Origin of the sequence: Pelagibacterium montanilacus (assembly GCF_003992665.1) — a bacterium.
Classification (GTDB): domain Bacteria; phylum Pseudomonadota; class Alphaproteobacteria; order Rhizobiales; family Devosiaceae; genus Pelagibacterium; species Pelagibacterium montanilacus.
In genome coordinates, this window is the sequence record NZ_RZMX01000014.1 from 283195 (window position 1) to 304247 (window position 21053).

Consider the following 21053-nt stretch of genomic DNA (forward strand, 5'->3'; position numbering starts at 1 on the left):
GGAATCTCCTGCGCCGGTCGTCGTGACCAGCGATAACATGCCGGAAGGGCCGGCTAAAGTCCGAGGGATTTTATCTTCCGATGAAGGGCACTGCGCTCCATGCCGACGAATTCCGCCGTCTTGGAGATGTTGCCCCCGAACCGTTCGATCTGGGCGATTAGGTACTGGCGCTCGAACACTTCGCGGGCGTCACGAAGCGGCAGGCTCATCAGGTGCGATGAGGTATCGGCGTCGCCGATGGTGGGCAGCACCTCTGAAATGTCGGGGGGCAGCATCGATGCGGTGATGACCCCGTCCATGGGCTTGAGATCGCGCACCAGGATCAGCAGCCGCTCGATGGCGTTGCGGAGCTGGCGCGCATTGCCGGGCCAGTCCTGGCCCTGAAGCACCGCGATCGAGTCCTCGCCGAGCACGAAGCGCGGCAGATTGTGCATGCGCGAAAGCTGAAAGACAAAGAGGTTTACCAGCGAGGGGATGTCCTCGCGCCGCTCGCGCAGGGCGGTGAGCACAATGGGCACCACCGACAGTCTGTGGAAAAGGTCGGACCGGAAGCGCCCCTCCTCCACCAGCCCGGAAATGTTCTGGGAACTCGAGGAGATGATGCGCACGTCCACGGGAACCGGCCCTGCCCCGCCGATCCGCGTGAAGCGGTTCTCGACAAGGGCTCGCAGCAGGCTGACCTGCGCCTCGAGCGGCAGTGCTGTTACCTCGGAAAGGTGCAGCGTGCCGCCATGGGCCCGCTCGAGGGCGCCGACTTCCGTGCGCAAGCCGGACTTGTCCCGGTTCTCCCGGCCGAACAGCACTGCGGTGATCTCGTCGGGGGCGTAAAGGGCGGCGTTGATCTCGATGAACGGGCCGTTGGCGCGCGGGCTCTTGAGGTGAAGCAGCCGGGCGCACAGGCCCTTGCCGGTTCCCGCCGGGCCCGAGATGAAGACCCGCGAGCGCGTGCCTGCGGACTTCTCGATCAGGGAGCGGACCTGTCCGATGGCCGGCGATACGCCCGCCAGTTCGGACTCCACGCCTCCGGAACGCTCCTTGAGGTCCGCGACCTCGGTGCGCAGTTTGGAGGCTTCGATCGCCCGCTGGGTGATCAGGAGCAGCCGGTCGATCTTGAAGGGCTTCTCGATATAGTCGTACGCGCCCCGCTGGATTGCGGAGACGGCGGTTTCGACATTGCCGTGCCCGGAGATCATCACCACGGGAAGATCGGGGTGATCGGCCTGGAGCATGTCGAGGAGTTGCAGGCCGTCGAGCCGCGACCCCTGCATCCATATGTCCAGGTACACGAGATTGGGTCGGCGCCGCGCGATCTCCTGGAGCGCGGAATCCGCGTCGGAGGCCTGTCGGGGTTCGTAGCCTTCGTCCTCGAGAATGCCTGCGATGAGTTCGCGGATATCCTCTTCGTCGTCGACAATCAGGATGTCACGAGCCATTACTTGATTGCCATCGCGGCTACGCGCGATGCCTCCCTTTGATCGGATTGTTCGTTTCCGTCCGCCGACCGCTCTGCCCGGGACTCCGGATTCTGTATGGCGCTGGCCTGCAACGGAAGTGTGAACGCAAAGCATGCCCCGACCCTGCCATTGGCATCGGGTTCGGAGTCGCGAAGGTCAATTTTGCCACCGTGCTGCTCGACGATCTTTGCGACAATTGCAAGGCCGAGGCCGGTGCCCTTCTCGCGGGTCGTCATGTAGGGCTCGAGAAGCTGGTGCCGGTTTTCCGCGGGCCAGCCCTTGCCGTTATCGCTTACTGCCACGACCACTTCGTCACCATGCAGTTCGGTGGAGACAATGACCCGAGGGCTCTCCATCGTATCGAGTCCTTCTGATTCAATGGCTTCCACGGAATTCTTGATCAGGTTTGTCAGTGCCTGTGAAATCAGGCGCGTGTCGAAATGGGCCCATATGACGTCGTCAGGCAAGCGGGCTTCGATCTCGATCGCGGGCTGGCGAACGCTTTCGAGGAACACCGCCTGGCGGATCGTGTCGGTCAGGTCGGCGCGGACCATGGCCGCGGACGGCATGCGGGCGAACGAGGAGAACTCGTCGACCATTCGGCCGATGTCTCCGACTTGTCTGACGATCGTCGAGATGCACTTGTCGAACACTTCGGCGTCGTCGGTCAGCTTGCTGCCGTAGCGGCGGCGGAGGCGTTCAGCGGAGAGCTGGATGGGTGTCAGCGGGTTCTTGATCTCATGGGCGATCCGGCGCGCCACGTCTGCCCATGCGCTGTTGCGCTGGGCGGCCACCAGTTCGGTGATATCGTCGAGGGTGATCACGAACCCCTTGGATTCGGTCATTGTGCCTTCGCGGGTCAGCCGGACCTGATAGGTCCTGCGATCGAAGCCCGATGAAAGCTGGATCTGATCCTGTATGCGGCCCCGGCGCACCGATTGCGCGCGCTCCATGATGCCGGCGAGTTCGGGAGCGGTGCCGATCAGTTCCTGGTTCATCAACTCGATCTCGTCCCGGCCCAGCGCCTCGCACGCACGGGAGTTCACAAGCGTGATCCGCCCGAAGGCGTCAAGCCCTATGATCCCGGCGGAGACCCCTTCCACGACGGCCTCGGTGAACTGGCGCCTCTGTTCGTTGGTTCGGCTGGCGGCGATGAGCGCGTCGCGCTGGGAGCGCAATTGCTGGGTCATCTTGTTGAACCGCACCGCGAGGTCGTGCAGGTCCCCGCCCCTCTCGGGCACCGGCAACCGCACATCGAGATCGCCGTCCGATACCCTGTTGGACGCGATCATCAGGTTGCGGATCGGGTCCACGAGACCGTTGGCCAGCGCGATACCGATCCAGAGGGCAGCGAGCAGGAAGACGAAGGCCACGCCCACATACATCAGCGTGAAGGTGATCTGGAACACCAGCCGGTTGGAATCGTAAAGCCGGTACTCGGTGATGTTCTCGTCGGTCAGTCGCACATACTCGAGCACTTCGGGATCGACCGGCCGCGCGACGAAAAGGAACAGGTCTTCGTATCCGCGCAGCCCGACGACGGCGCCGACGAGGTTTCCCGCGCCTGGAGCGATCAGCGTCGGCACACCGACCTCGGTGGCGGCGATGACGTCATCGGGGACGCTCGGGGCCGCGCCCTGCACATTGATCTGGGCCCGCATGACCATGTTGCCTTCGCCATCGACGAGGCTGGTGAACGGGAGCGATCGTGTCGTGGCGAGCGCGGTCAGGATCCGCTGGAAACGGACCTGATCGAGTTCGTAGGAATCGCGCGAAGCCTCGAGCTCTTCAGCAACCCAGACGATGTCCCCGCGAAGCACATGAGCGTGTTCGAGCATGTAGGATCGGGCGACCAGCCGCGAGCTTTCGACCATCGAGCGCGTGCGCTCGGAGAACCACTGGTCCAGCCCCTGGTTGAGCGCGATGGTGGCAACGACGGCGACGATGAAGGCCGGGCCCGCCGCGATGATCGCGAACATCGCGACGATTCGGACCTGCAGGCGTGCGCCGGCCTGCTTCTTGATCCTCGCCTGAACGAGCATGACGATTTCGGTGAGCACCAGCGCAATGACCAGCGCGATCAGCACCGCATTGGCGATCCAGATCAGCGTCCAGACTTCCGGCGCCGGCTCAATGTCGGTCGCCCCGCTCATCACGAGGAACGAGGACGATGCGACCACGACGGCCAGCAACACGATCACGAAGCCGATCTGCCGGATCAGCCGATTGTTCTGGAACAGTGAACTGCCGGGCGGCCCGGCACCGGCGGCCGGACCCATCGCACTGGGGACTGCTTTTGTCATTTCACCTGCCTTGCGGCGGCCCCCTTCGAATGCGGCCTCCCCCCGTCTTGAGGCCGAGTCTGGCTGAACTGTGCCCTTGGTTCAAGATAATTGTTGCCCAAATGTGACAGTGCGCCCCTGCCCCGGGACAAGGCCATCAACTTTCGCCCTGCCACACGCGCGTTATCCGAGGTGCCGGGAATGCTTTACGATCTCGATGCCGTGTCCGCGCACCTTCTTTCGGAGGGTATTGCGGTTCAGGCCCAGGAGCTCGGCTGCCTTGATCTGGTTGCCCCCGCACAGATTGAGCACAGTGGAGAGAAGCGGCACCTCCACCTTGTCGATGACGCGCTGATAGACTCCGGGAGGCGGCAGGTTGGGCTCGTATTCACGGAACAGCTCGGCCAGTTCGCTCTCGATCACTGTGCTGATATCGACGGCACCGGACTGCGCCGGAAAGGAGCCGCGATCCGCAAGGTTGAGCTCGTTCTGCACGATCTCGATGGAGATTGTCTCGTCCGCATAAAGGGCCGACAGTCGCCTCACCAGATTCTCGAGCTCGCGCACATTGCCGGGCCAGTGATATTGCTGCATCACCCGCATGGCCTCGGGCGAGATGACCTTTGGCGGTTCGCCGTCGCGCTGGGCCGTCTTGAGGAAGCTTGCCGCCAGATCCGGCACGTCGTCGATGCGCTCGCGGAGCGGCGGCAGACGGATCGGGACCACGTTGAGGCGGTAGTAAAGGTCTTCCCGAAACAGGCCCTGTCTAATCAGTTGGCTGAGGTCGCGGTGCGTCGCCGCGACGATGCGGACGTCGGTGCGGATCGCGGTACGACCTCCGACCATGGTGTACTCGCCCTCCTGAAGGACGCGGAGCAGCCGCGTTTGGGCGTCCATGGGCATGTCGCCGATTTCGTCGAGAAACAGCGTTCCGCCCTCGGCCTGCTCGAACCGGCCCGATGACCGGGTCGTGGCGCCGGTGAAAGCGCCCTTCTCGTGTCCGAACAGCTCCGCCTCGATCAGATCGCGTGGAATTGCGGCCATGTTGATCGCCACGAACGGCCCGTTCTTGCGCTTGCCGAAATTGTGCAGCGCCTTGGCGACCAGTTCCTTGCCGGTTCCGCTCTCACCGGTGATCATGACCGAAAGGTCGGTCTGCATAAGGCGGGCCAGCGCGCGGTAGATGTCCTGCATGGCCGCGGAGCGCCCGACCAGCGGCATGTTGTCGTTTGGATCTTCCCCACGCCCCTCCGGACGTGGTGGCCGGCGCGCATCGGCCAGCGCTCGACCCACCACGGCCAGCACCTCGGTGATGTCGAAAGGCTTGGGCAGATATTCATACGCGCCGAGCTCCGACGCCCTGATCGCGGTCATGAACGTGTTCTGCGCGCTCATGACGACGATCGGGAGTTCGGGGCGCATCTTCTTGATCTTCGGCATCACATCGAACGCGTTGCCGTCCGGCATGGACACGTCGGTGATCAACAGATCGCCCTCCCCGCGGGAAATCCAGTTCCACATGGTCGATATGTTGCCGGTGGGCCGGACCTCGTATCCGGCGCGGGAAAGCGCCTGATTGAGGACCATCCGGATTGCGGCGTCATCGTCGGCGAGCAGAATGGTTTGCGTGGACATGTTTACTCTTGGGGATCGGTGGCGTGGGTGTGCTCGGCCCGGGCGACGGGCAAGAGGATTCTGAAGCGGGTCCGGCCCGGTCTGGATTCGCAGTCGATCACTCCCCCATGATCGCCCACGATCTTGGCCACGAGCGCGAGCCCGAGCCCCGAGCCGGACAGTTTGGTCGTCACGAACGGATCGAACAGGAACGGCAGGATGTCCGATGGCACGCCCGGTCCGTTGTCCTCGATAACGATTTCCAGCGGCAAGGAGATGCGCTGGCTGACGCCCGAGACGCTGATCCTGATGCCGGGCCGGAACGCCGTCATGATCTTGATCTCGGGTTTCGATATTCGTTCAAGGGCTTCTGAGGCGTTCTTGATGAGATTCAGGAACACCTGGATGAGTTGGTCCCTATCTCCGAGCACCGGCGGGAGGCTGGGGTCGTAGTCCTCCGAAAAGGTCACCCCACGCGCCACGCCGTTGGCGGCGAGCAGTTTCACCCGCTCGAGGATCACATGGATATTGATCGGCTTGCGGTCCACTGGCCTGTCGTCGCCGAACACTTCCATGGAATCCACGAGCTCGACGATCCGGTCGGTCTCGTCGCGGATCAAGCGGGCCAGCACCCGGTCGTCGCCGATTGCCGCCTGCTCGAGAAGCTGGGCGGCGCCGCGAATGCCCGAGAGCGGATTCTTGATTTCATGGGCGAGCATGGCCGCAAGGCCCGTCACCGAGCGCGCCGCACCCCGGGAGACGAGCTGGCGGTCGATCTTGTCGGCCATGGTGCGCTCCTGGAAGATGAGCGCGACATATCCCTCAAGTTCGGGAATGGGGCTGGCATACACGTCGGCGATGCGGTCCTCATGGGTCCGCGAGGTGCCGATATGCACGCGATATTCGATCATCGGCGCGTGTCGCGTTGCGACGGATTCGATCAGCGCCAGGATCGGGGAGCCGAATGCGATGAAGTCCGAGAGCTTCTGGCGGGCAAGAATGCTGGCCGACGCCTGGAAAAAGGATTCGGCGGCATAATTGGTGAAGATGATCGACATGTCTTCCCCGCAGACGATCACCGGCTGGGGCAGCGACTGCAGGATGGCGGTGTGCAGGGTGATGGACGTATCCAGGGCGGCGCTCATGCAGCAGATCTCCAGGATTCCGACAGAACTTGAGGCAGCATGGCGAGCACGTCTGCCGGCGCGTCGGCCGTCATGATGGAGCGCCGCAGCGTCGAGGCGGGCACGTCGAGTGCATCGAGATACCAGCCGATATGCTTGCGCGCGACGCGCACGCCCAGTTCCGTTCCGTATTCGATGAGCATGGCTTGGTAGTGCTCGGCCACGAGCGCTTGCAGGTCGTCGCCGCCCGGGGCGGGCAGTGGCGCCCTGCCCTCTAGCACGGCGCCGATCTGGCCGACGGCCCAGGGGCGGCCCTGCGCGCCGCGCCCGATCATCACAGCGTCCGCTCCGGACTGGTCGAGAGCCTCTCGCGCGGTCTCGGCCGAGACGATGTCGCCATTGACCACGACGGGAATGGAAACCGCATCGACGACCGGCCGCACCCGCTCCCAGCGCGCCTCGCCCTTGTAAAATTGCTGGCGCGTCCGTGCGTGCACGGTCACCATCTGTGCCCCGGCGTCCTGAGCGCTGCGTGCTATCGCAGGCGCGTTGAGGCTTTCGTCATCCCAGCCGAGCCGCATCTTGACCGTCACGGGCAGATCGGTGGCCGCCACCGTCGCTTCGATCAGCGCAAGGGCCTGGTCGGGCACCCGCATCAGCGCCGAGCCGGCATACCCATTGGTCACGCGCTTGGACGGGCAGCCCATGTTGAGGTCGATGACCTGCGCCCCGGCATCGCGCGCAATGCGCGCGCCGATGGCCAGCCACTCGGCCTCACAGCCGGCGAGCTGGACGATATGGGGCAGGCCCGTGGAGCGATGGGTCTTGCGCAGCATGTCGGCATGGCCGGTGACCAGGGCTGCGCTCGCGATCATTTCGGATACGACGAGCCCGGCGCCGAAGCGGGCTGCGAGGTCCCGCATCGGACGATCGGTGATGCCCGCCATCGGCGCAAGAAATGCGCGATTGGACACGCGGACATTGCCTATGCTTATTGCGCAGGCAGTCTCGGACAATCACTTGCCTCAAATCTGTTCAGAGGACCTACGATGGCGCTACATTAATCAAAACTGCAGCAAGTTCAATGCCTGAAAAGGGATCGGCTTGCGAAAGTCAGTATTGCTGACCTTGTCTCGATGCGCAATCGGCATTAGAGGTCGCGTTGGTTGATCCATGGTGCCAGATGTCCATATCCAATCCAGTTTACAAGACGGTAGCGCTTGTTGTCGCAGGCGGTCGCGGTGCGCGCGCAGGCGATGCTCATGACACGCCCAAGCAGTACCGCGCGCTGGCCGCAAAGCCTTTGCTGGCCCGGACGCTCGAAGCCTTTTTGAACATGGAAAGGGTGGATGCCGTCCTGCCGGTGATCGGCGGGGATCATCACGAGATGTTCTCGGCCATGGGGCTCTCGCATCCCAAACTGCTGGAGCCGGTCTCTGGCGGCACGACGCGGCAGTTGTCCTGCCTTGCGGGGCTTGAGGCGCTGGAGCCCTATGCGCCCGACTTCGTTCTGATCCACGACGGCGCGCGCCCCATCGTGGAGGAAAGCGTTGTGGGGGCCGTCCTCGACGCGCTCGAGACCGCGGACGGCGCAATTCCCGCCACCCTGGTGACGGATACGATCAAGCGCTCGCTCGACGGCAAGACGATCGGGGGCACCGAGGACCGGACGCAGCTCTTTGCGGCACAGACCCCGCAGGGCTTCCGCTTCTCCCGGATCCTGGGCGCTCACCGCAAGGCCGTGACCATGACGGACGGCTTTACCGACGATGCGGCGGTGGCCGAATGGGCCAACCTCAAGATCGTGCTGGCGCAGGGCTCGACCCGGAACATCAAGGTCACGCTCGCTGAAGACTTCCCGCGCGCAGAGCGCATTCTGGCCGGAGACCGGACCATGGAAACCCGTATCGGGACCGGATATGACGTCCATGCCTTCGCGGAGGGCAAAGAGGTCATTCTCGGCAATGTCGCCATTCCCCATGACGCAGCGCTCAAGGGGCATTCGGACGCCGATGTGGTGCTCCATGCCCTCTCGGACGCGCTCTATGGCGCCCTGGCCGAGGGCGATATCGGCCATCATTTCCCGCCATCGGACCCCCAGTGGAAAGGCGCGGATTCGCGCCTCTTTCTCGCCCACGCCGCCGAGCGGGTGCGGGCGCGCGGCGGGCGCATCGTCAATCTCGACTGCACGGTGATCTGCGAAGCGCCCAGGATCAACCCGCACGTCATGGCCATGCGCGAGCGGATCGCCGAGATCGCGGGGATTGCTGTGTCGCGCGTGGCGGTCAAGGCCACAACCAGCGAGCAATTGGGCTTTACCGGGCGGCGCGAGGGCATCGCGGCCCAGGCCATGGCAAGCATTGAACTTCCCGGAGACGACACATGAACGCGCCAAGAGATATCGCTGAAATCGCCCGTAATCTCGTGCTTCTGGCCACCGAGCGGGGCGTTACCCTGGCCAGCGCGGAGAGCTGCACGGGTGGGTTGATCTCGGGTGCGATAACGGCGGTGCCGGGCTCATCGGTGCCGTTTTTTGGCGCCTATGTCACCTATGACAACCGCGCCAAGATCGCGATGATTGGCGTAGAAGAGAGCCTGATCGAGGTGCATGGCGCCGTGAGTGCGCCTGTCGCCCGCATGATGGCCGAGGGCGCGCGGGCGACCGCGCAGGTGGATTACGCCGTGGCAGTCACGGGCATCGCCGGGCCGAGTGGCGGGTCCGAGGACAAGCCCATCGGCCTCGTTCATTTCGCCGTCGCGGGACCAGTGGGTACCGAGCATGCCGAGCAGCGCTTCGGGGATATCGGGCGGGACGCGGTGCGCGAGGAGACGGTGCGGTTTGCGCTCGAGATGCTGATCGGCGCGATTCAGCCGTAGCGGCGGGCCGCTTCGGCGACGAAGGCGTCCACGATCTCATCCTGCTTGGCCGCGAACGCCGGCTCTGCGACAGAGCGGATCAGCGGATTGGCGATCCTGAAATCGATATCGAACCGGATGTGGCTCCCCTGCCCTTCGGGCTCGAAGCGCCACAGGCTGTCGAGATGGCTGAACGGGCCGTCGGTGGCCCGTGCCGCGAGCGTCATCGCCTCCGGGGCGACCGCGATCGCGCTGGTATAGGCCTGGGAGATCGGACCGAACCGGATGTGCATGCGCGCGTCAAAGCGCGTGTCGGGCGCCGATGGGGAGCGGGTCACGTCCATGCGATGACAATGGGGAATGAAACGCGGATAGCTCTCCACATCGGCCACCAGATCGAGCATCTGCTGGGGCGAATGGGGAACGTGGCGCTCGAAACTGCGCTTCATCATGAACCGAGCTTGGCCTGCCTTGCTGCCCGCAGATTGGCGAAGTCCTCGCCGGCGTGGTGGGAAGACCGCGTCAGCGGGCTGGACGACACCAGAAGGAAGCCCTTTGTCCGTGCGATGGTCGCGTAGGACTTGAACTCTTCGGGGGTGACGAACCGATCTACCTTGTGGTGCCTGCGCGTGGGCTGGAGATACTGACCGATGGTCAGGAAATCCACATCCGCGACCCGCAGATCGTCCATGAGCTGGAGCACTTCGTTGCGGGTTTCACCCAGCCCGACCATGATCCCGGACTTGGTGAACATCTGGGGATCGAGTTCCTTGACCCGCTCGAGCAGCCGGATCGAGTGATAGTACCGCGCGCCGGGCCGCACCGTGAGGTAGTTCGACGGGACGGTCTCGAGGTTGTGGTTGAAGACGTCGGGCCTGGCCGCCACGACGATCTCGAGCGCCCCTTCCTTGCGCAGGAAGTCGGGGGTGAGAATCTCGATGGTGGTGCCGGGGGTGCGGGCCCTGATCGCGCGGATCACGTCGGCGAAGTGCTGGGCACCGCCATCGGGCAGGTCGTCCCGGTCCACCGAGGTGATCACCACGTGGTTGAGCTCCAGCTTTTCGACAGCCTTGGCGACATTCTCGGGCTCATCGGGATCGAGCGCGGTCGGCATCCCGGTGCGCACGTTGCAAAAGGCGCAGGCGCGGGTGCAGATTTCGCCCATGATCATCATGGTGGCGTGCTTTTTGGACCAGCACTCCCCGATATTGGGACAGCCCGCTTCCTCGCAGACCGTCACGAGATTGTGCTTGCGCACGATCTCCTTTGTCTCGCGATAGACGGCCGAGCCGGGGGCCTTGACCCTGATCCAGTCTGGCTTGCGCAGCATTTCCGTTTCGGGCCTATTGGCCTTTTCGGGATGGCGCGGTTGCGCCCTGCCGGCGGTGTCGAGCAATGTGACCATGGGATATGTCCTGGAACGGCGATCGGTATGACCCTGATCGCCGGACTCCTTGTCAGGTGATGAGACGGGCGATGACGATGACGATCACCGCACCGACCGTGGACGTGATGATCTGGGTGACGATCGGACTGCCCAGCTTGAGATTGATGTTGAGGGCAGAGAACAGATAGCCGCCCACGAACGAGCCGAGAATACCGGCCAGCAGATAGCCGATCAGCCCGCCCGCGCCGCCGGCGATCAGGCTGCCCAGAAAGCCTGCCACCAGACCCACGAGCAGGAAAACGATAATTGTCTTGCCGTCCATGTCATGCCCTTTTTCAGTTGCCCTGGAGCGTTTCCAGAAAAAGTGGAATTACTTTTCCGGTTCGGAAACGCGACAAATCAAAAATTCAGAGCCCCTGTTCTGATTCAATCAGAACAAAATATGCTCTAGATATCGAGCCCCGAACCCTCCGCGTCAAGGCGTGCCGGCCGCCCGCGCCGCGGCGACGAGATCTGCGATCTCGATCCACTCGCCGCCGCGCGATGCGGACAGCACCGTGGCTTCGACGAGCGCCAGGCTCATGAGGTTGTCTGCGCCCGAGCTGAAATAATCGGGCCCCTGCCCTTCCGCGATCGCTCGGGCGACGGCGTCGAGCGTGCCCATCCGGTCGGACAGGTCCAGCTCGGGAAGCGGCACAGATTGCTTTTCCTTGCCGAGAAGGGTCACCTCGAGCCGGTCCGGGTGGTCGCCGTCAGGCCTCTGGTCGCGGGACGACCACCAGATCTCGCCGTCCGAACAGTCCATGGACCACTCCCCCGACCACGGGGTGTCGGGCGCGCCGCTCATCCAGGAGCCGCGGTAGCTGACCACCGTGCCCTTGTCGAACTCGATCGTGGCCACTCCGACCGGATGATGGACGAACTTGCTGTCGGTGGTGTTCCAGGTGCGACACGAAACCCGCCGGGGGTTGTCCCCCAGCACCATGCGCAGAAGGTCGAAATGGTGGATGGCCATGTCCGCCAGCAGCGGGTCGGGCATTTCCCAGTAGCGATAGCCGATCGAGGGCGCGTGCTTGCGGAAGTCGAGCGAGACCATGTTGACCTCGCCTAGAGCGCTTTCGGCGACCATTTTCGCGACCGCGCGCGGCGCCGGCTGGAAGCGGTAATTCTGGCTGACCATCAGAATGCGATCCCGCTCATTGGCCTTGGCGACCATCTGCGCGGCTTCCGCAAGGCTCGAGGCGAAGGGCTTTTCCACGATGACGTGGTAGCCCCGCTTGAGCGCGTCCATGACAACGGGGTAATGCGCCTCGGTCCTCAGCGTCGCGATCACCAGTTCCGCATCGACGGCCTTGGCCGCCTCCTCGAGACTTGTAAAGCAGGCCGATTCCGGCACGCCCAGTTCACTGCGCAAGCGCGAAAGCGCCTCGGGGTTGGAATCCACATAGGCCACCGTCTCGACGCGATCCACATGCGGAATCACCTCCAGCGACCACGAGAGTCCCCAATGGCCGAGCCCGACCTGTATTGCCTTGACCATGCTGCGTCCCTTGCGTTCGAAAACCGGCGGCTCAGATGTTGAGCGCCTGACCGTAGGCGTCCAGAACGCTTTCCTTCATCGTTTCCGACAGGGTGGGGTGCGGGAAGATGGTGTGCATCAGCTCTTCCTCGGTGGTCTCGAGATTCATCGCGACAACGAAGCCCTGGATCAGCTCGGTGACTTCAGCGCCTACCATGTGTGCGCCCAGCAACTCCCCGGTCTTCTTGTCGAAGATCGTCTTCACCAGCCCGTCGGGCTCCCCGAGCGCGATGGCCTTGCCATTGCCCACGAACGGGAATCGGCCCACGCGGATGTCGCGGCCCTGCTCCTTGGCCTTGGCTTCGGTCAGGCCGACGCTGGCCACCTGCGGCTCGCAATAGGTGCATCCCGGAATCTTGCTCTTGTCGAGCCCGTGCACCGTCTTGCCCGCGATGGTCTCGACCGCCACCACTGCCTCGTGCTCGGCCTTGTGGGCCAGCATGGGCGGTCCGGCGACGTCACCGATGGCCCAGATGCCCTCGACATTGGTGCGCCCGTGCCCGTCGACGACGATGATGCCCTTCTCGACCCTGACCCCGGCCTTTTCGAGCCCGAGATCCTCGGAATTGGCCTGCACGCCCACGGCCGAGATCAGGACTTCGGCCTTGATCTCTTTGGACTTGCCATCCTTGAGCTCGACATGGGCGGTAACGCCTGTCTTGGACTTGTCGACCTTGGACACCTTGGCCTCGGTGAGGATCTCGATGCCGCGTTTTTCCAGCCGCTTGCGGGCGAGCCCTGCGATTTCCGCGTCCTCGACCGGCATGATCTGCGGCAGCAGCTCGATGACCGTCACGTCCGCGCCCATGGAGCGGTAGAACGAGGCGAACTCGATGCCGATGGCGCCCGAGCCCATGACGGCGACCGACTTTGGCATCTTTTCGGGCTTGAGTGCCTCGAAATAGGTCCAGATCCGATCTCCGTCCGGCTCGATGCCCGGCAGAACGCGCGGACGAGCGCCGGTGGCGACGATGATGTGCTTGGCCTTGTAGGTGCCTTCGCCCAGAGTGTTCTTGGGCTTGGGGTGCTGGGGCTCGACCGGCTTTTTCTTGGTCGCGGAAACCTTGATCTCGCCGGGCCTGGTGATCGCGGCTTCGCCCCAGATGATGTCCACCTTGTTCTTCTTCATCAGGAACTGGCAGCCATCGTTCATCCGGCCGGCAATTCCGCGCGAACGCTTGACGATATCGGCGATATCGAAATCAAACGAGTCGGCCTTGAGTCCGTAATCCTTGGCGTGCGCCATGTGGCCATAGACTTCGGCCGAGCGCAGCATCGCCTTGGTGGGAATGCAGCCCCAGTTCGAGCAGATGCCCGCCATGTGCTCGCGTTCGACCACGGCGGCCTTGAGCCCGAGCTGGGACGCGCGGATGGCTGCGATGTAGCCACCCGGCCCCGCGCCGATCACGATGATATCGTACTGATCCGCCATTGGCTTACCTCTTGCGTTTCATTGTGGCGCCCGGTGCGCCGGCAGATCGCTCCGCCAGCCTGCCCATGCGCTCTAAAGCCCGAGAATTCTGCTTACAAGCGGCGCGAGCGCGTCGCCGATTGCGCGTGTGTTGGCCGCATCCAGATGCACGCCATCGAGCGGCGTGGCCGTGGCGATGGTGGCGGCATCAAAGAACGCCGCGCCCGTCTGCTCGGCCACCCGCGCGTAATGCTCTGCGAACCGATGAGATTCGGCGATCCGCTCGCCGAACATGGCCGTGAAATCCGGCTCGTCGGTTTGGACCGCATGGGGCGGTGCCACGATCATCACCTGCGGCACGGGCATGTCCTCGCCATAGGGATGGGTGCGGACGATCTCGACCAGGCGTTTCATCCCCTGAGAGGCGCCGTGCGCCGTGCCACACAGATGGGTCTTGAGATCGTTGGTGCCCAGCATGATTACCACGAGATCGAGCGGCTTGTGGCTGTTGAGCAGGGTCGGCAACAGCCGAACCCCATTGCGGTCACCCGCTGCGCTCCAGTCATCGAACGCCGTGGTGCGCCCGCCCAGCCCTTCCGCGATCACACGCGCCGAGCCTGCCAGCCCGGCTTCGAGCCGGGTCGGCCAGCGGTCCTCGAACCGGTGCCGGCCTCCGGACTCCGCGTCCGACCCGAACGTCAGGCTGTCGCCAAAGGCGAGGATGGTCTTCATGGCGACCGTCCTAGGCCAGCATCATGACGGGGGTTTCGATGAGCTGCTTGAAGGCCGAGAGCAGTTCGGCCCCCAGCGCCCCGTCCACCGAGCGGTGGTCGCACGAGAGCGTGACGGTCATGAACGTGCCCGTCTTGATCTCCCCGTTCTCGGGATAGACCCGCTCCTCACCCGCGCCGACAGCCAGGATCGTGCCGTGTGGCGGATTGATGACCGCGCTGAAGTGCTTGATGCCGTACATGCCCAGATTGGACACCGACGACGCCCCGCCCTGATATTCGTGCGGCGCCAGCTTCTTGTTGCGCGCACGTGTGGCCAGATCCTTGACCGCTTCTGAGATCTCGCGCAGCGATTTGGTGTCGCAGGATTTGACCACGGGCGTGAAAAGCCCACCGGGCACCGCGACCGCCACGGCCACGTCCGAGCGGTGATGATAAAGGATAGAGTCCCCCGCCCAGGTGGCATTGGCCTGCGGCACGCGCTGAAGCGCCAGGGCCCAGGCCTTCATGATGAAGTCGTTGACTGAGAGCTTATAGGCCGGCTTGCCGTCCTTGTCCTTGGGGGCCGAAGCGTTGATCTCGGCGCGCGCGGCCATCAGGTTGTCGATCCGGCAGTCGAGCGTGAGATAGAAATGCGGCACGGTCTGCTTGGATTCGGTCAGCCGTGCGGCGACCGTCTTGCGCATGCCGTCAGCGGGCACGAGGTCGTAGGTGCCCTCCTCGTACATGGCCAGAACCTGATCCCGACCGAGCCCCGAAGGCATGGCCTTGGCCGACGGTGCAGCCGAAGGCTTCGCGGCCGCGCCGCCATCCTTTTGTGCCTTCTCGATGTCGGCCTTGACGATCCGGCCTTTGGGGCCCGTGCCCTTTACCGCTGCAAGGTCGATCCCCGCGTCCTTGGCGAGGCGCCGTGCGAGCGGCGAGGAGAATATGCGTTCCCCGTCCCTGGTCGGTGCCGGGCCTGCGCCCTTGGAGGGCTCGCGGCCCTGCGCGATCTCGGGCGTGGCGTTGGATCTGGGCGCCTGGGGTGCCGGCTCGTCCGAGGCCTTTGCATCGGCCGCTGGCTTTTCGGACTTGTCCGCGTCCTTGGCATCCGCCTTGGATTCGGGCTTGTCGTCGTCGGCAGGCTTTTCAGCCTTTTTCCCGGCCTTGGGCTCGGGAGCCGCGGCGTCGATGTCGTCGGCGCTCTCGCCCTCCTCGAGCAGGATGGCGATCACGGCGTTGACCTTGACGTTCTCGGCGCCCTCGTCGACGAGAATCCTGCCGATGGTGCCCTCGTCGACCGCCTCGACCTCCATGGTCGCCTTGTCGGTCTCGATTTCGGCGATGACGTCACCGGACGAAACGGTGTCGCCCTCCTTGACGTGCCATTTGGCGAGCGTGCCCTCCTCCATGGTGGGGGAAAGGGCGGGCATGGTGATGTTGACGGGCATTCTCGACCCTCCCCTAGCTGCGGTAGGTGACGGCGTTCACCGCCGCGATGACTTCGTCCACGTTGGGCAGCGCGAGCTTCTCGAGGTTGGCCGCATAGGGCATGGGCACGTCCTTGCCTGTCACCCGGGTCACCGGCGCATCGAGATAGTCGAATGCTTTTTCCATCAGCCGCGCCGAGATTTCCGATCCGATGCTGCCCTGGGGCCAGCCTTCCTCCACGGTCACGCAGCGCCCGGTCTTCTTGACGCTCTCGACCACGGTGTCGATGTCCATGGGGCGAAGGGTCCGCAGGTCGATCAGTTCCACGTCGACGCCGGCGGCCACGAGCTTTTCGGTGGCCTGGGTCGCGTAGCGCATGCCGATCGAGTACGAGACGATGGTCACGTCCTTGCCCTTGCGGGCCACACGGGCCTTGCCGATGGGCAGAACGAAATCGTCCATCTTGGGCACATCGCCGCTCGATCCGTACAGAATCTCGTTTTCAAGGAAGATGACGGGGTTGGGATTGCGGATCGCGGCCTTGAGCAGGCCCTTTGCGTCGGCGGCGGTATAGGGCGCGATGACGATCAGGCCGGGCACATGGCTGTACCAGGCCGAATAGTCCTGACTGTGCTGGGCGCCCACGCGCGCTGCCGCGCCGTTGGGGCCCCGGAAGACGATGGGTGCCTTGACCTGCCCGCCGGACATATAGAGCTGCTTGGCGGCCGAGTTGATGATCTGGTCGATGGCCTGCATGCCGAAGTTCCAGGTCATGAACTCCACGATCGGCTTGAGCCCGGCGAACGCCGCTCCCACGCCCAGACCGGCGAAGCCGTGCTCGGTGATCGGGGTATCGATGACGCGTTCGGCGCCAAATTCCTGGAGCAGCCCCTGGGTGACCTTATAGGCCCCCTGATACTCGGCCACTTCCTCACCCATCACGAAAACGTCGCCGTCCGCGCGCATTTCCTCGGCCATGGCGTCGCGCAAGGCTTCGCGCACGGTCGTGGTGACCATCTCGACATCGTCGGGGATATCGGGATCGTCGGCGGGCTTGAACTGGGGGGCCGCAGGGGCATCGACGGACTTGGTGGTCGGCTGGGACTTGGCCGCAACCTCCTCGTCGGCGCCGGGCTTTTCGGATTCCTTGGGCTCGTCGGGCCCGATCTCCGGCTCGGGCACCTCCGCGGGATCCTCGTCTTCCCCGATCAGCGCAGCGATGGGTGTGTTGACCTTCACCCCTTCGGTGCCTTCGGCCACGAAGATCTTGCCGATGGTCCCTTCATCGACCGCTTCGACTTCCATTGTCGCCTTGTCGGTCTCGATCTCGGCCAGAACGTCGCCGGGGCCGACCTTGTCGCCCTCCTTGACCAGCCACTTGGACAGCGTGCCCTCTTCCATCGTGGGCGAGAGCGCTGGCATCAGAATATCGGTTGGCATCGCAATCTATCTCCCTGCCGGCGCTTTACTGCAGAATGTCGGTGTAGAGCTCGGAGGCTTCCGGCTCGGGATCATTGGTGGCGAAGTCGGCGGCCTCGGTAACGATGGCCCGGACTTCCTTCTCGATCTCCTTGAGATCGTCCTCGCTCGCGTAGTCGTTCTCGAGGATGCGCTTGCGCACCTGCTCGATGGGATCACGCTCGGACCGCATGGACGTCACTTCGTCCTTGGAGCGGTACTTGGCAGGGTCCGACATGGAGTGCCCGCGGTAGCGATAGGTCAGCATCTCGAGAATATAGGGCCCCTTGCCCGAACGGGCGTGCTCGATGGCGCGTTCGGCGGCGTCCCGCACCTGGCGAACGTCCATGCCGTCCACCTGCTCGCCAGGGATGTCAAAGGATCGCCCGCGCTGGGAGAGGTCGGTTGTGGCGGCGGAGCGCGCGACGGACGTGCCCATGGCGTACTGGTTGTTCTCGATCACGTAGACGACCGGCAGGCTCCAGAGCTTGGCCATGTTAAAGCTCTCGTAGACCTGGCCCTGGTTGGCGGCGCCGTCACCGAAATAGGTCAGCGAAACCGTGTCCTCACCGCGGTACTTGGCTGCGAAGGCGAGCCCGGTCCCCAGGCTGACCTGCGCGCCAACGATGCCGTTGCCGCCGTAAAAGCGGTGCTCGTTGGAGAACATGTGCATCGATCCGCCCTTGCCCTTGGACAGGCCGCCCTGGCGCCCGGTCAGCTCGGCCATAACACCCTTGGGGTCGAGCCCCATGACGAGCATGTGTCCGTGGTCGCGGTAGCCCGTGATCTGGGCGTCCTCGCCCTTGCGGCTGGCCATGGTGATTCCAGTCACAACGGCTTCCTGTCCGATATAGAGGTGGCAGAAGCCCCCGATCAGACCCATGCCATACAACTGCCCGGCCTTTTCCTCGAACCGCCGGACGAGAAGCATCTCGCGGAAGGCCTCGAGCTCTTCGTCCTTGCTGAACTCGGGAGCGTTCGAGCCGGACTTGCTCGTGGTTTCTTTTTTCGCCGGGCTTTTTGCGGCGGCAGCTTTTCGCGCCATGCGGGATCTCCAGACAAAGCTCACGGGGTCCGCTGCCCCTGGCGGCGGACACGATCAGGATGGCGGCATCATAGACGTGTTGTCCCCACGTGCAAATGACACTGCGCGTGCGGCGAATGCGGGCCAACCCCCCGCATTTCCGCCACTGCGGTTGCTTAACTAATCTGGAGTTAAGACGTCACAATAACCGGTCTTCGGTTAATCCGCGTCGGGTGTGATGAGAATGTCGCGGGCGTGGACGAGCCCCAGCATTTCGCGGGCGCGCTCGGTCAGGATGTCCGGGTCCAGCCGGGCCGGATCGAACAGCGCGATGCGGTGCTCATAGGATTGGGTCTCCGCCGCGAGCGAGGCCTGGCGGGCTTCGAGAATCTCGAGCTCGGCGATCATCTCGGCCTGGCTTTCGATGCCGTAAGCGCCATGAAGCAGGTGATAGGCGAGATAGACCTGAAACCCGACGAGCACTGCCGTGGTGGCCAGCTTCAGAACGAGTGACGGGCGTTTGACGCGGGTGGGCATGGGGCATGGGCTCGGCGTGTCGGCAGACAGACCTCTTATGCACCGGTCATGCTTAAGGAGTGGTTGCCGACCGCGCGGTGCGGTCGGCTCCCTTTTGCGAGAGGACGGCCACTATCCCTTGAGGATGGTGCGTCCGGCGTAGGTTGCGGCCGAACCGAGCATTTCCTCGATGCGGATCAGCTGGTTGTACTTGGCCAGCCGATCCGAACGGGCCAGCGACCCGGTCTTGATCTGACCGCAGTTGAGCGCAACCGCGAGGTCGGCGATGGTCGAATCCTCGGTCTCGCCCGAGCGGTGCGACATGACCGAGGTGTAGGAGGCCTTGTGCGCCGTCTCGACGGCTTCGAGCGTCTGGGACAGCGAGCCGATCTGGTTGACCTTGACGAGGATCGAGTTGGCCACGCCCATCTTGATGCCCGAGACCAGCCGCTCGGTGTTGGTGACGAACAGATCGTCGCCCACCAGTTGCACGCGTGAGCCGATGGCGTCCGTCAGGGCCTTCCAGCCATCCCAGTCGTCCTCGGCCATGCCGTCCTCGATCGAGATGATCGGGAAGCGGTTGGCCAGGTCCTCGAGGTAACGCACCATTTCATCCGAGTCGAGCACCCTGCCCTCGCCCTTGAGGTCGTACTGGTCGTTCTTGAAGAACTCGGTCGAGGCGCAGTCGAGCGCGAGGAAAACGTCCTCGCCCGGGGCGTATCCGGCCTTCTCGATCGACTTCATGATGAAGCCCAGGGCGTCCTCGGTGGAATTGAGGTTTGGCGCAAAGCCGCCCTCATCGCCGACATTGGTGTTGTGGCCTTCGGCGGCCAGGTTCTTCTTGAGCGTGTGGAAGATTTCCGAACCCATGCGCACCGCATCGGCAATCGAATCCGCCCCCACGGGCATGATCATGAATTCCTGGATGTCGATGGGGTTATCGGCATGCTCGCCGCCATTGATGATGTTCATCATGGGCACGGGCAGCACGCGGGCGTTCGGGCCACCGATATAGCGGAAGAGCGGCAGCGCACTCGACTCCGCAGCCGCCTTGGCGACGGCGAGCGACACGCCGAGAATCGCGTTGGCGCCCAACCGGCTCTTGTTGGGGGTGCCGTCCAGCTCGATCATGGCGCGATCGATATCGATCTGGTCCAGGGCATCGAGCCCTTCGATTTCACTGGCGATTTCGGTGTTCACATAGGCCACGGCGTTCAGAACGCCCTTGCCCATGTAGCGCTCGCCGCCGTCGCGCAGCTCGACCGCTTCATGTGCGCCCGTGGAGGCGCCCGATGGCACTGCCGCGCGGCCGAAGCTGCCGTCGTCCAGCACGACGTCGACTTCGACCGTTGGATTTCCGCGGCTATCGAAGATCTGCCGGCCAATGACGTCGATGATTGCTGACATGCGCAAGCCCTCTTGTTTCTCTGATGGAGACAGTCCAGTCGTTCTAGACAAGGTCCGATGCGGACAAAAGAGGCTGGCACAAAAATAATACGGGCGGATCACAAGGATCCGCCCGCACAAAATCAGTCAGGGTTAAGCCTCTCAGTGCCAGTAGGGGTCGACCTTGTAGTAGCTGTAGGCTTCCTGGCGTGCCGCGCGACCGTCATCCTTGGTCAGCTCGCTGATCGTGTCGGCAGGTGCGGCTTCGAGCTCTTCCTTGGAATAGGGCACCACATAGCCGCCCGTGTCCTCGGCGTAGTCGAGCGCCGACCACGGAAGCGGGTGGTATTTCTCGCCCATTCCGAGGAAGCCGCCAAAGCCGACCACGGCGAACATGATGGCGTTGTCGAGCTTGTCGAGAACGATATCCTCGACCTTGCCGATCTTTTCGCCGTTCATGTTGTAGACGTCGGTCCCGATGGCGCGGGTGGCGCGAATGGAGGTGGTGTGTCCAGAAGTGGTGGGCATGAGCATCTGCCTTTCTATGTGGCGTTGATGCGTGTCCAACGAGCGGCCCCGTGTGTTGTTCCCTTGCCCGGGCCAATGGTCGCATTGGGGTTCGGTGTCGCTGGCCCGGCTAGCTCTCGTCGCGCCGGTGACCTTCGATGTGATCGAGGGCGCGCTTGCGCGCCGCGTCCTCCCGTTCGCGCTCCGCACGCGTCCGCCCGAACCGCGTGCGGTTGGCGGACGCTTCGGTTTCCCGTTCCTCCCGCGCCTTGCGTTTACGCACCTGACGAAGGTTGACGAGATCACCCATG

At 63.9% G+C, this 21053-nt stretch carries 20 protein-coding genes; 2 read left to right on the forward strand and 18 right to left on the reverse strand.

Translation table 11 applies throughout. From position 1 onward, the window contains the following. Positions 1-53 precede the first annotated feature (53 nt). The 5 genes from ntrX to dusB form a co-directional block, all read right to left on the reverse strand. The gene (gene ntrX / locus EO136_RS06285; RefSeq protein WP_127143603.1) at positions 54-1433 is read right to left on the reverse strand and encodes a nitrogen assimilation response regulator NtrX; all 1380 of its coding nucleotides are present in this window, start codon (positions 1431-1433) and stop codon (positions 54-56) included. Continuing rightward, entirely contained in the window at positions 1433-3757 is a 2325-nt protein-coding gene (locus EO136_RS06290) for a sensor histidine kinase NtrY-like (protein WP_127143604.1), read from the reverse strand. The genes ntrX and EO136_RS06290 overlap by 1 nt, the downstream gene beginning before the upstream one ends. A 162-nt stretch (positions 3758-3919) precedes the next feature. Then, complete coding sequence (gene ntrC / locus EO136_RS06295) at positions 3920-5371, reverse strand: nitrogen regulation protein NR(I) (RefSeq protein WP_127143605.1); 1452 nt, start codon at positions 5369-5371, stop codon at positions 3920-3922. Positions 5372-5373: 2 nt separating this feature from the next. After that, entirely contained in the window at positions 5374-6495 is a 1122-nt protein-coding gene (locus EO136_RS06300) for a two-component system sensor histidine kinase NtrB (RefSeq protein ID WP_127143606.1), read from the reverse strand. Continuing rightward, on the reverse strand, positions 6492-7490 hold the full coding sequence (dusB, locus tag EO136_RS06305) for a tRNA dihydrouridine synthase DusB (RefSeq protein ID WP_127143607.1): 999 nt from the start codon (positions 7488-7490) through the stop codon (positions 6492-6494). The genes EO136_RS06300 and dusB overlap by 4 nt, the downstream gene beginning before the upstream one ends. A gap of 167 nt (positions 7491-7657) precedes the next feature. Between dusB and EO136_RS06310 the strand changes: the two genes are divergently transcribed. Both EO136_RS06310 and EO136_RS06315 read left to right on the forward strand, forming a co-directional pair. Further along, positions 7658-8860 carry a bifunctional 2-C-methyl-D-erythritol 4-phosphate cytidylyltransferase/2-C-methyl-D-erythritol 2,4-cyclodiphosphate synthase gene (locus EO136_RS06310; protein WP_127143608.1) on the forward strand — a complete coding sequence of 401 codons (1203 nt, stop codon included), beginning with the start codon at positions 7658-7660 and terminating at the stop codon, positions 8858-8860. Next, the gene (locus tag EO136_RS06315; RefSeq protein ID WP_127143609.1) at positions 8857-9351 is read left to right on the forward strand and encodes a CinA family protein; all 495 of its coding nucleotides are present in this window, start codon (positions 8857-8859) and stop codon (positions 9349-9351) included. The genes EO136_RS06310 and EO136_RS06315 overlap by 4 nt, the downstream gene beginning before the upstream one ends. On the opposite strand, the gene EO136_RS06320 is transcribed toward EO136_RS06315, so the two are convergent. From EO136_RS06320 to EO136_RS06380, 13 genes are all read right to left on the reverse strand, one after another. Then, on the reverse strand, positions 9342-9782 hold the full coding sequence (locus tag EO136_RS06320) for a type II toxin-antitoxin system RatA family toxin (RefSeq protein WP_127143610.1): 441 nt from the start codon (positions 9780-9782) through the stop codon (positions 9342-9344). The two genes, EO136_RS06315 and EO136_RS06320, sit on opposite strands and share 10 nt — an antisense overlap. Then, positions 9779-10735, reverse strand: a complete 957-nt coding sequence (gene lipA, locus EO136_RS06325; RefSeq protein ID WP_127143611.1) for a lipoyl synthase — start codon at positions 10733-10735, stop codon at positions 9779-9781. The genes EO136_RS06320 and lipA overlap by 4 nt, the downstream gene beginning before the upstream one ends. 52 nt (positions 10736-10787) lie before the next feature. Beyond that, a complete protein-coding gene (locus EO136_RS06330) occupies positions 10788-11039 on the reverse strand; it encodes a GlsB/YeaQ/YmgE family stress response membrane protein (RefSeq protein ID WP_127143612.1) in 252 nt (83 codons plus the stop codon). Between the two features lie 153 nt (positions 11040-11192). Further along, positions 11193-12257 (reverse strand): Gfo/Idh/MocA family protein, encoded by a 1065-nt coding sequence (locus EO136_RS06335; protein ID WP_127143613.1) that lies wholly within the window; start codon positions 12255-12257, stop codon positions 11193-11195. Between the two features lie 31 nt (positions 12258-12288). Further along, positions 12289-13728, reverse strand: a complete 1440-nt coding sequence (lpdA, locus tag EO136_RS06340) for a dihydrolipoyl dehydrogenase (protein WP_127143614.1) — start codon at positions 13726-13728, stop codon at positions 12289-12291. A gap of 72 nt (positions 13729-13800) precedes the next feature. After that, positions 13801-14439 carry an SGNH/GDSL hydrolase family protein gene (locus tag EO136_RS06345; RefSeq protein ID WP_127143615.1) on the reverse strand — a complete coding sequence of 213 codons (639 nt, stop codon included), beginning with the start codon at positions 14437-14439 and terminating at the stop codon, positions 13801-13803. 10 nt (positions 14440-14449) lie between these two features. Continuing rightward, positions 14450-15871 carry a pyruvate dehydrogenase complex dihydrolipoamide acetyltransferase gene (locus tag EO136_RS06350; protein ID WP_127143616.1) on the reverse strand — a complete coding sequence of 474 codons (1422 nt, stop codon included), beginning with the start codon at positions 15869-15871 and terminating at the stop codon, positions 14450-14452. Positions 15872-15884: 13 nt separating this feature from the next. Further along, the gene (locus tag EO136_RS06355) at positions 15885-17291 is read right to left on the reverse strand and encodes a pyruvate dehydrogenase complex E1 component subunit beta (RefSeq protein WP_127143617.1); all 1407 of its coding nucleotides are present in this window, start codon (positions 17289-17291) and stop codon (positions 15885-15887) included. A gap of 25 nt (positions 17292-17316) precedes the next feature. Further along, a complete protein-coding gene (gene pdhA / locus EO136_RS06360; RefSeq protein ID WP_127143618.1) occupies positions 17317-18354 on the reverse strand; it encodes a pyruvate dehydrogenase (acetyl-transferring) E1 component subunit alpha in 1038 nt (345 codons plus the stop codon). A gap of 198 nt (positions 18355-18552) precedes the next feature. Beyond that, a complete protein-coding gene (locus EO136_RS06365; RefSeq protein WP_127143619.1) occupies positions 18553-18870 on the reverse strand; it encodes an FtsB family cell division protein in 318 nt (105 codons plus the stop codon). 111 nt (positions 18871-18981) lie between these two features. Continuing rightward, the gene (gene eno / locus EO136_RS06370) at positions 18982-20256 is read right to left on the reverse strand and encodes a phosphopyruvate hydratase (protein WP_127143620.1); all 1275 of its coding nucleotides are present in this window, start codon (positions 20254-20256) and stop codon (positions 18982-18984) included. 141 nt (positions 20257-20397) lie between these two features. Continuing rightward, complete coding sequence (locus EO136_RS06375; RefSeq protein WP_127143621.1) at positions 20398-20763, reverse strand: PRC-barrel domain-containing protein; 366 nt, start codon at positions 20761-20763, stop codon at positions 20398-20400. Positions 20764-20872: 109 nt separating this feature from the next. Then, a complete protein-coding gene (locus tag EO136_RS06380) occupies positions 20873-21052 on the reverse strand; it encodes a DUF4169 family protein (protein WP_127143622.1) in 180 nt (59 codons plus the stop codon). Position 21053: the final 1 nt, after the last annotated feature.

What these genes read in the sequence shown, in the direction of transcription:
- EO136_RS06335 (WP_127143613.1), bottom strand. Translation starts at nt 12,257, where the DNA reads ATGGTCAAGGCAATACAGGTCGGGCTCGGCCATTGGGGACTCTCGTGG.
- EO136_RS06365 (WP_127143619.1), bottom strand. Translation starts at nt 18,870, where the DNA reads ATGCCCACCCGCGTCAAACGCCCGTCACTCGTTCTGAAGCTGGCCACC.
- EO136_RS06320 (WP_127143610.1), bottom strand. Translation starts at nt 9,782, where the DNA reads ATGATGAAGCGCAGTTTCGAGCGCCACGTTCCCCATTCGCCCCAGCAG.
- EO136_RS06290 (WP_127143604.1), bottom strand. Translation starts at nt 3,757, where the DNA reads ATGACAAAAGCAGTCCCCAGTGCGATGGGTCCGGCCGCCGGTGCCGGG.
- EO136_RS06330 (WP_127143612.1), bottom strand. Translation starts at nt 11,039, where the DNA reads ATGGACGGCAAGACAATTATCGTTTTCCTGCTCGTGGGTCTGGTGGCA.
- eno (WP_127143620.1), bottom strand. Translation starts at nt 20,256, where the DNA reads ATGTCAGCAATCATCGACGTCATTGGCCGGCAGATCTTCGATAGCCGC.
- ntrX (WP_127143603.1), bottom strand. Translation starts at nt 1,433, where the DNA reads ATGGCTCGTGACATCCTGATTGTCGACGACGAAGAGGATATCCGCGAA.
- lpdA (WP_127143614.1), bottom strand. Translation starts at nt 13,728, where the DNA reads ATGGCGGATCAGTACGATATCATCGTGATCGGCGCGGGGCCGGGTGGC.
- EO136_RS06300 (WP_127143606.1), bottom strand. Translation starts at nt 6,495, where the DNA reads ATGAGCGCCGCCCTGGATACGTCCATCACCCTGCACACCGCCATCCTG.
- EO136_RS06355 (WP_127143617.1), bottom strand. Translation starts at nt 17,291, where the DNA reads ATGCCAACCGATATTCTGATGCCAGCGCTCTCGCCCACGATGGAAGAG.
- pdhA (WP_127143618.1), bottom strand. Translation starts at nt 18,354, where the DNA reads ATGGCGCGAAAAGCTGCCGCCGCAAAAAGCCCGGCGAAAAAAGAAACC.
- EO136_RS06345 (WP_127143615.1), bottom strand. Translation starts at nt 14,439, where the DNA reads ATGAAGACCATCCTCGCCTTTGGCGACAGCCTGACGTTCGGGTCGGAC.
- EO136_RS06310 (WP_127143608.1), top strand. Translation starts at nt 7,658, where the DNA reads ATGTCCATATCCAATCCAGTTTACAAGACGGTAGCGCTTGTTGTCGCA.
- ntrC (WP_127143605.1), bottom strand. Translation starts at nt 5,371, where the DNA reads ATGTCCACGCAAACCATTCTGCTCGCCGACGATGACGCCGCAATCCGG.
- lipA (WP_127143611.1), bottom strand. Translation starts at nt 10,735, where the DNA reads ATGGTCACATTGCTCGACACCGCCGGCAGGGCGCAACCGCGCCATCCC.
- EO136_RS06315 (WP_127143609.1), top strand. Translation starts at nt 8,857, where the DNA reads ATGAACGCGCCAAGAGATATCGCTGAAATCGCCCGTAATCTCGTGCTT.
- EO136_RS06380 (WP_127143622.1), bottom strand. Translation starts at nt 21,052, where the DNA reads ATGGGTGATCTCGTCAACCTTCGTCAGGTGCGTAAACGCAAGGCGCGG.
- EO136_RS06375 (WP_127143621.1), bottom strand. Translation starts at nt 20,763, where the DNA reads ATGCCCACCACTTCTGGACACACCACCTCCATTCGCGCCACCCGCGCC.
- EO136_RS06350 (WP_127143616.1), bottom strand. Translation starts at nt 15,871, where the DNA reads ATGCCCGTCAACATCACCATGCCCGCCCTTTCCCCCACCATGGAGGAG.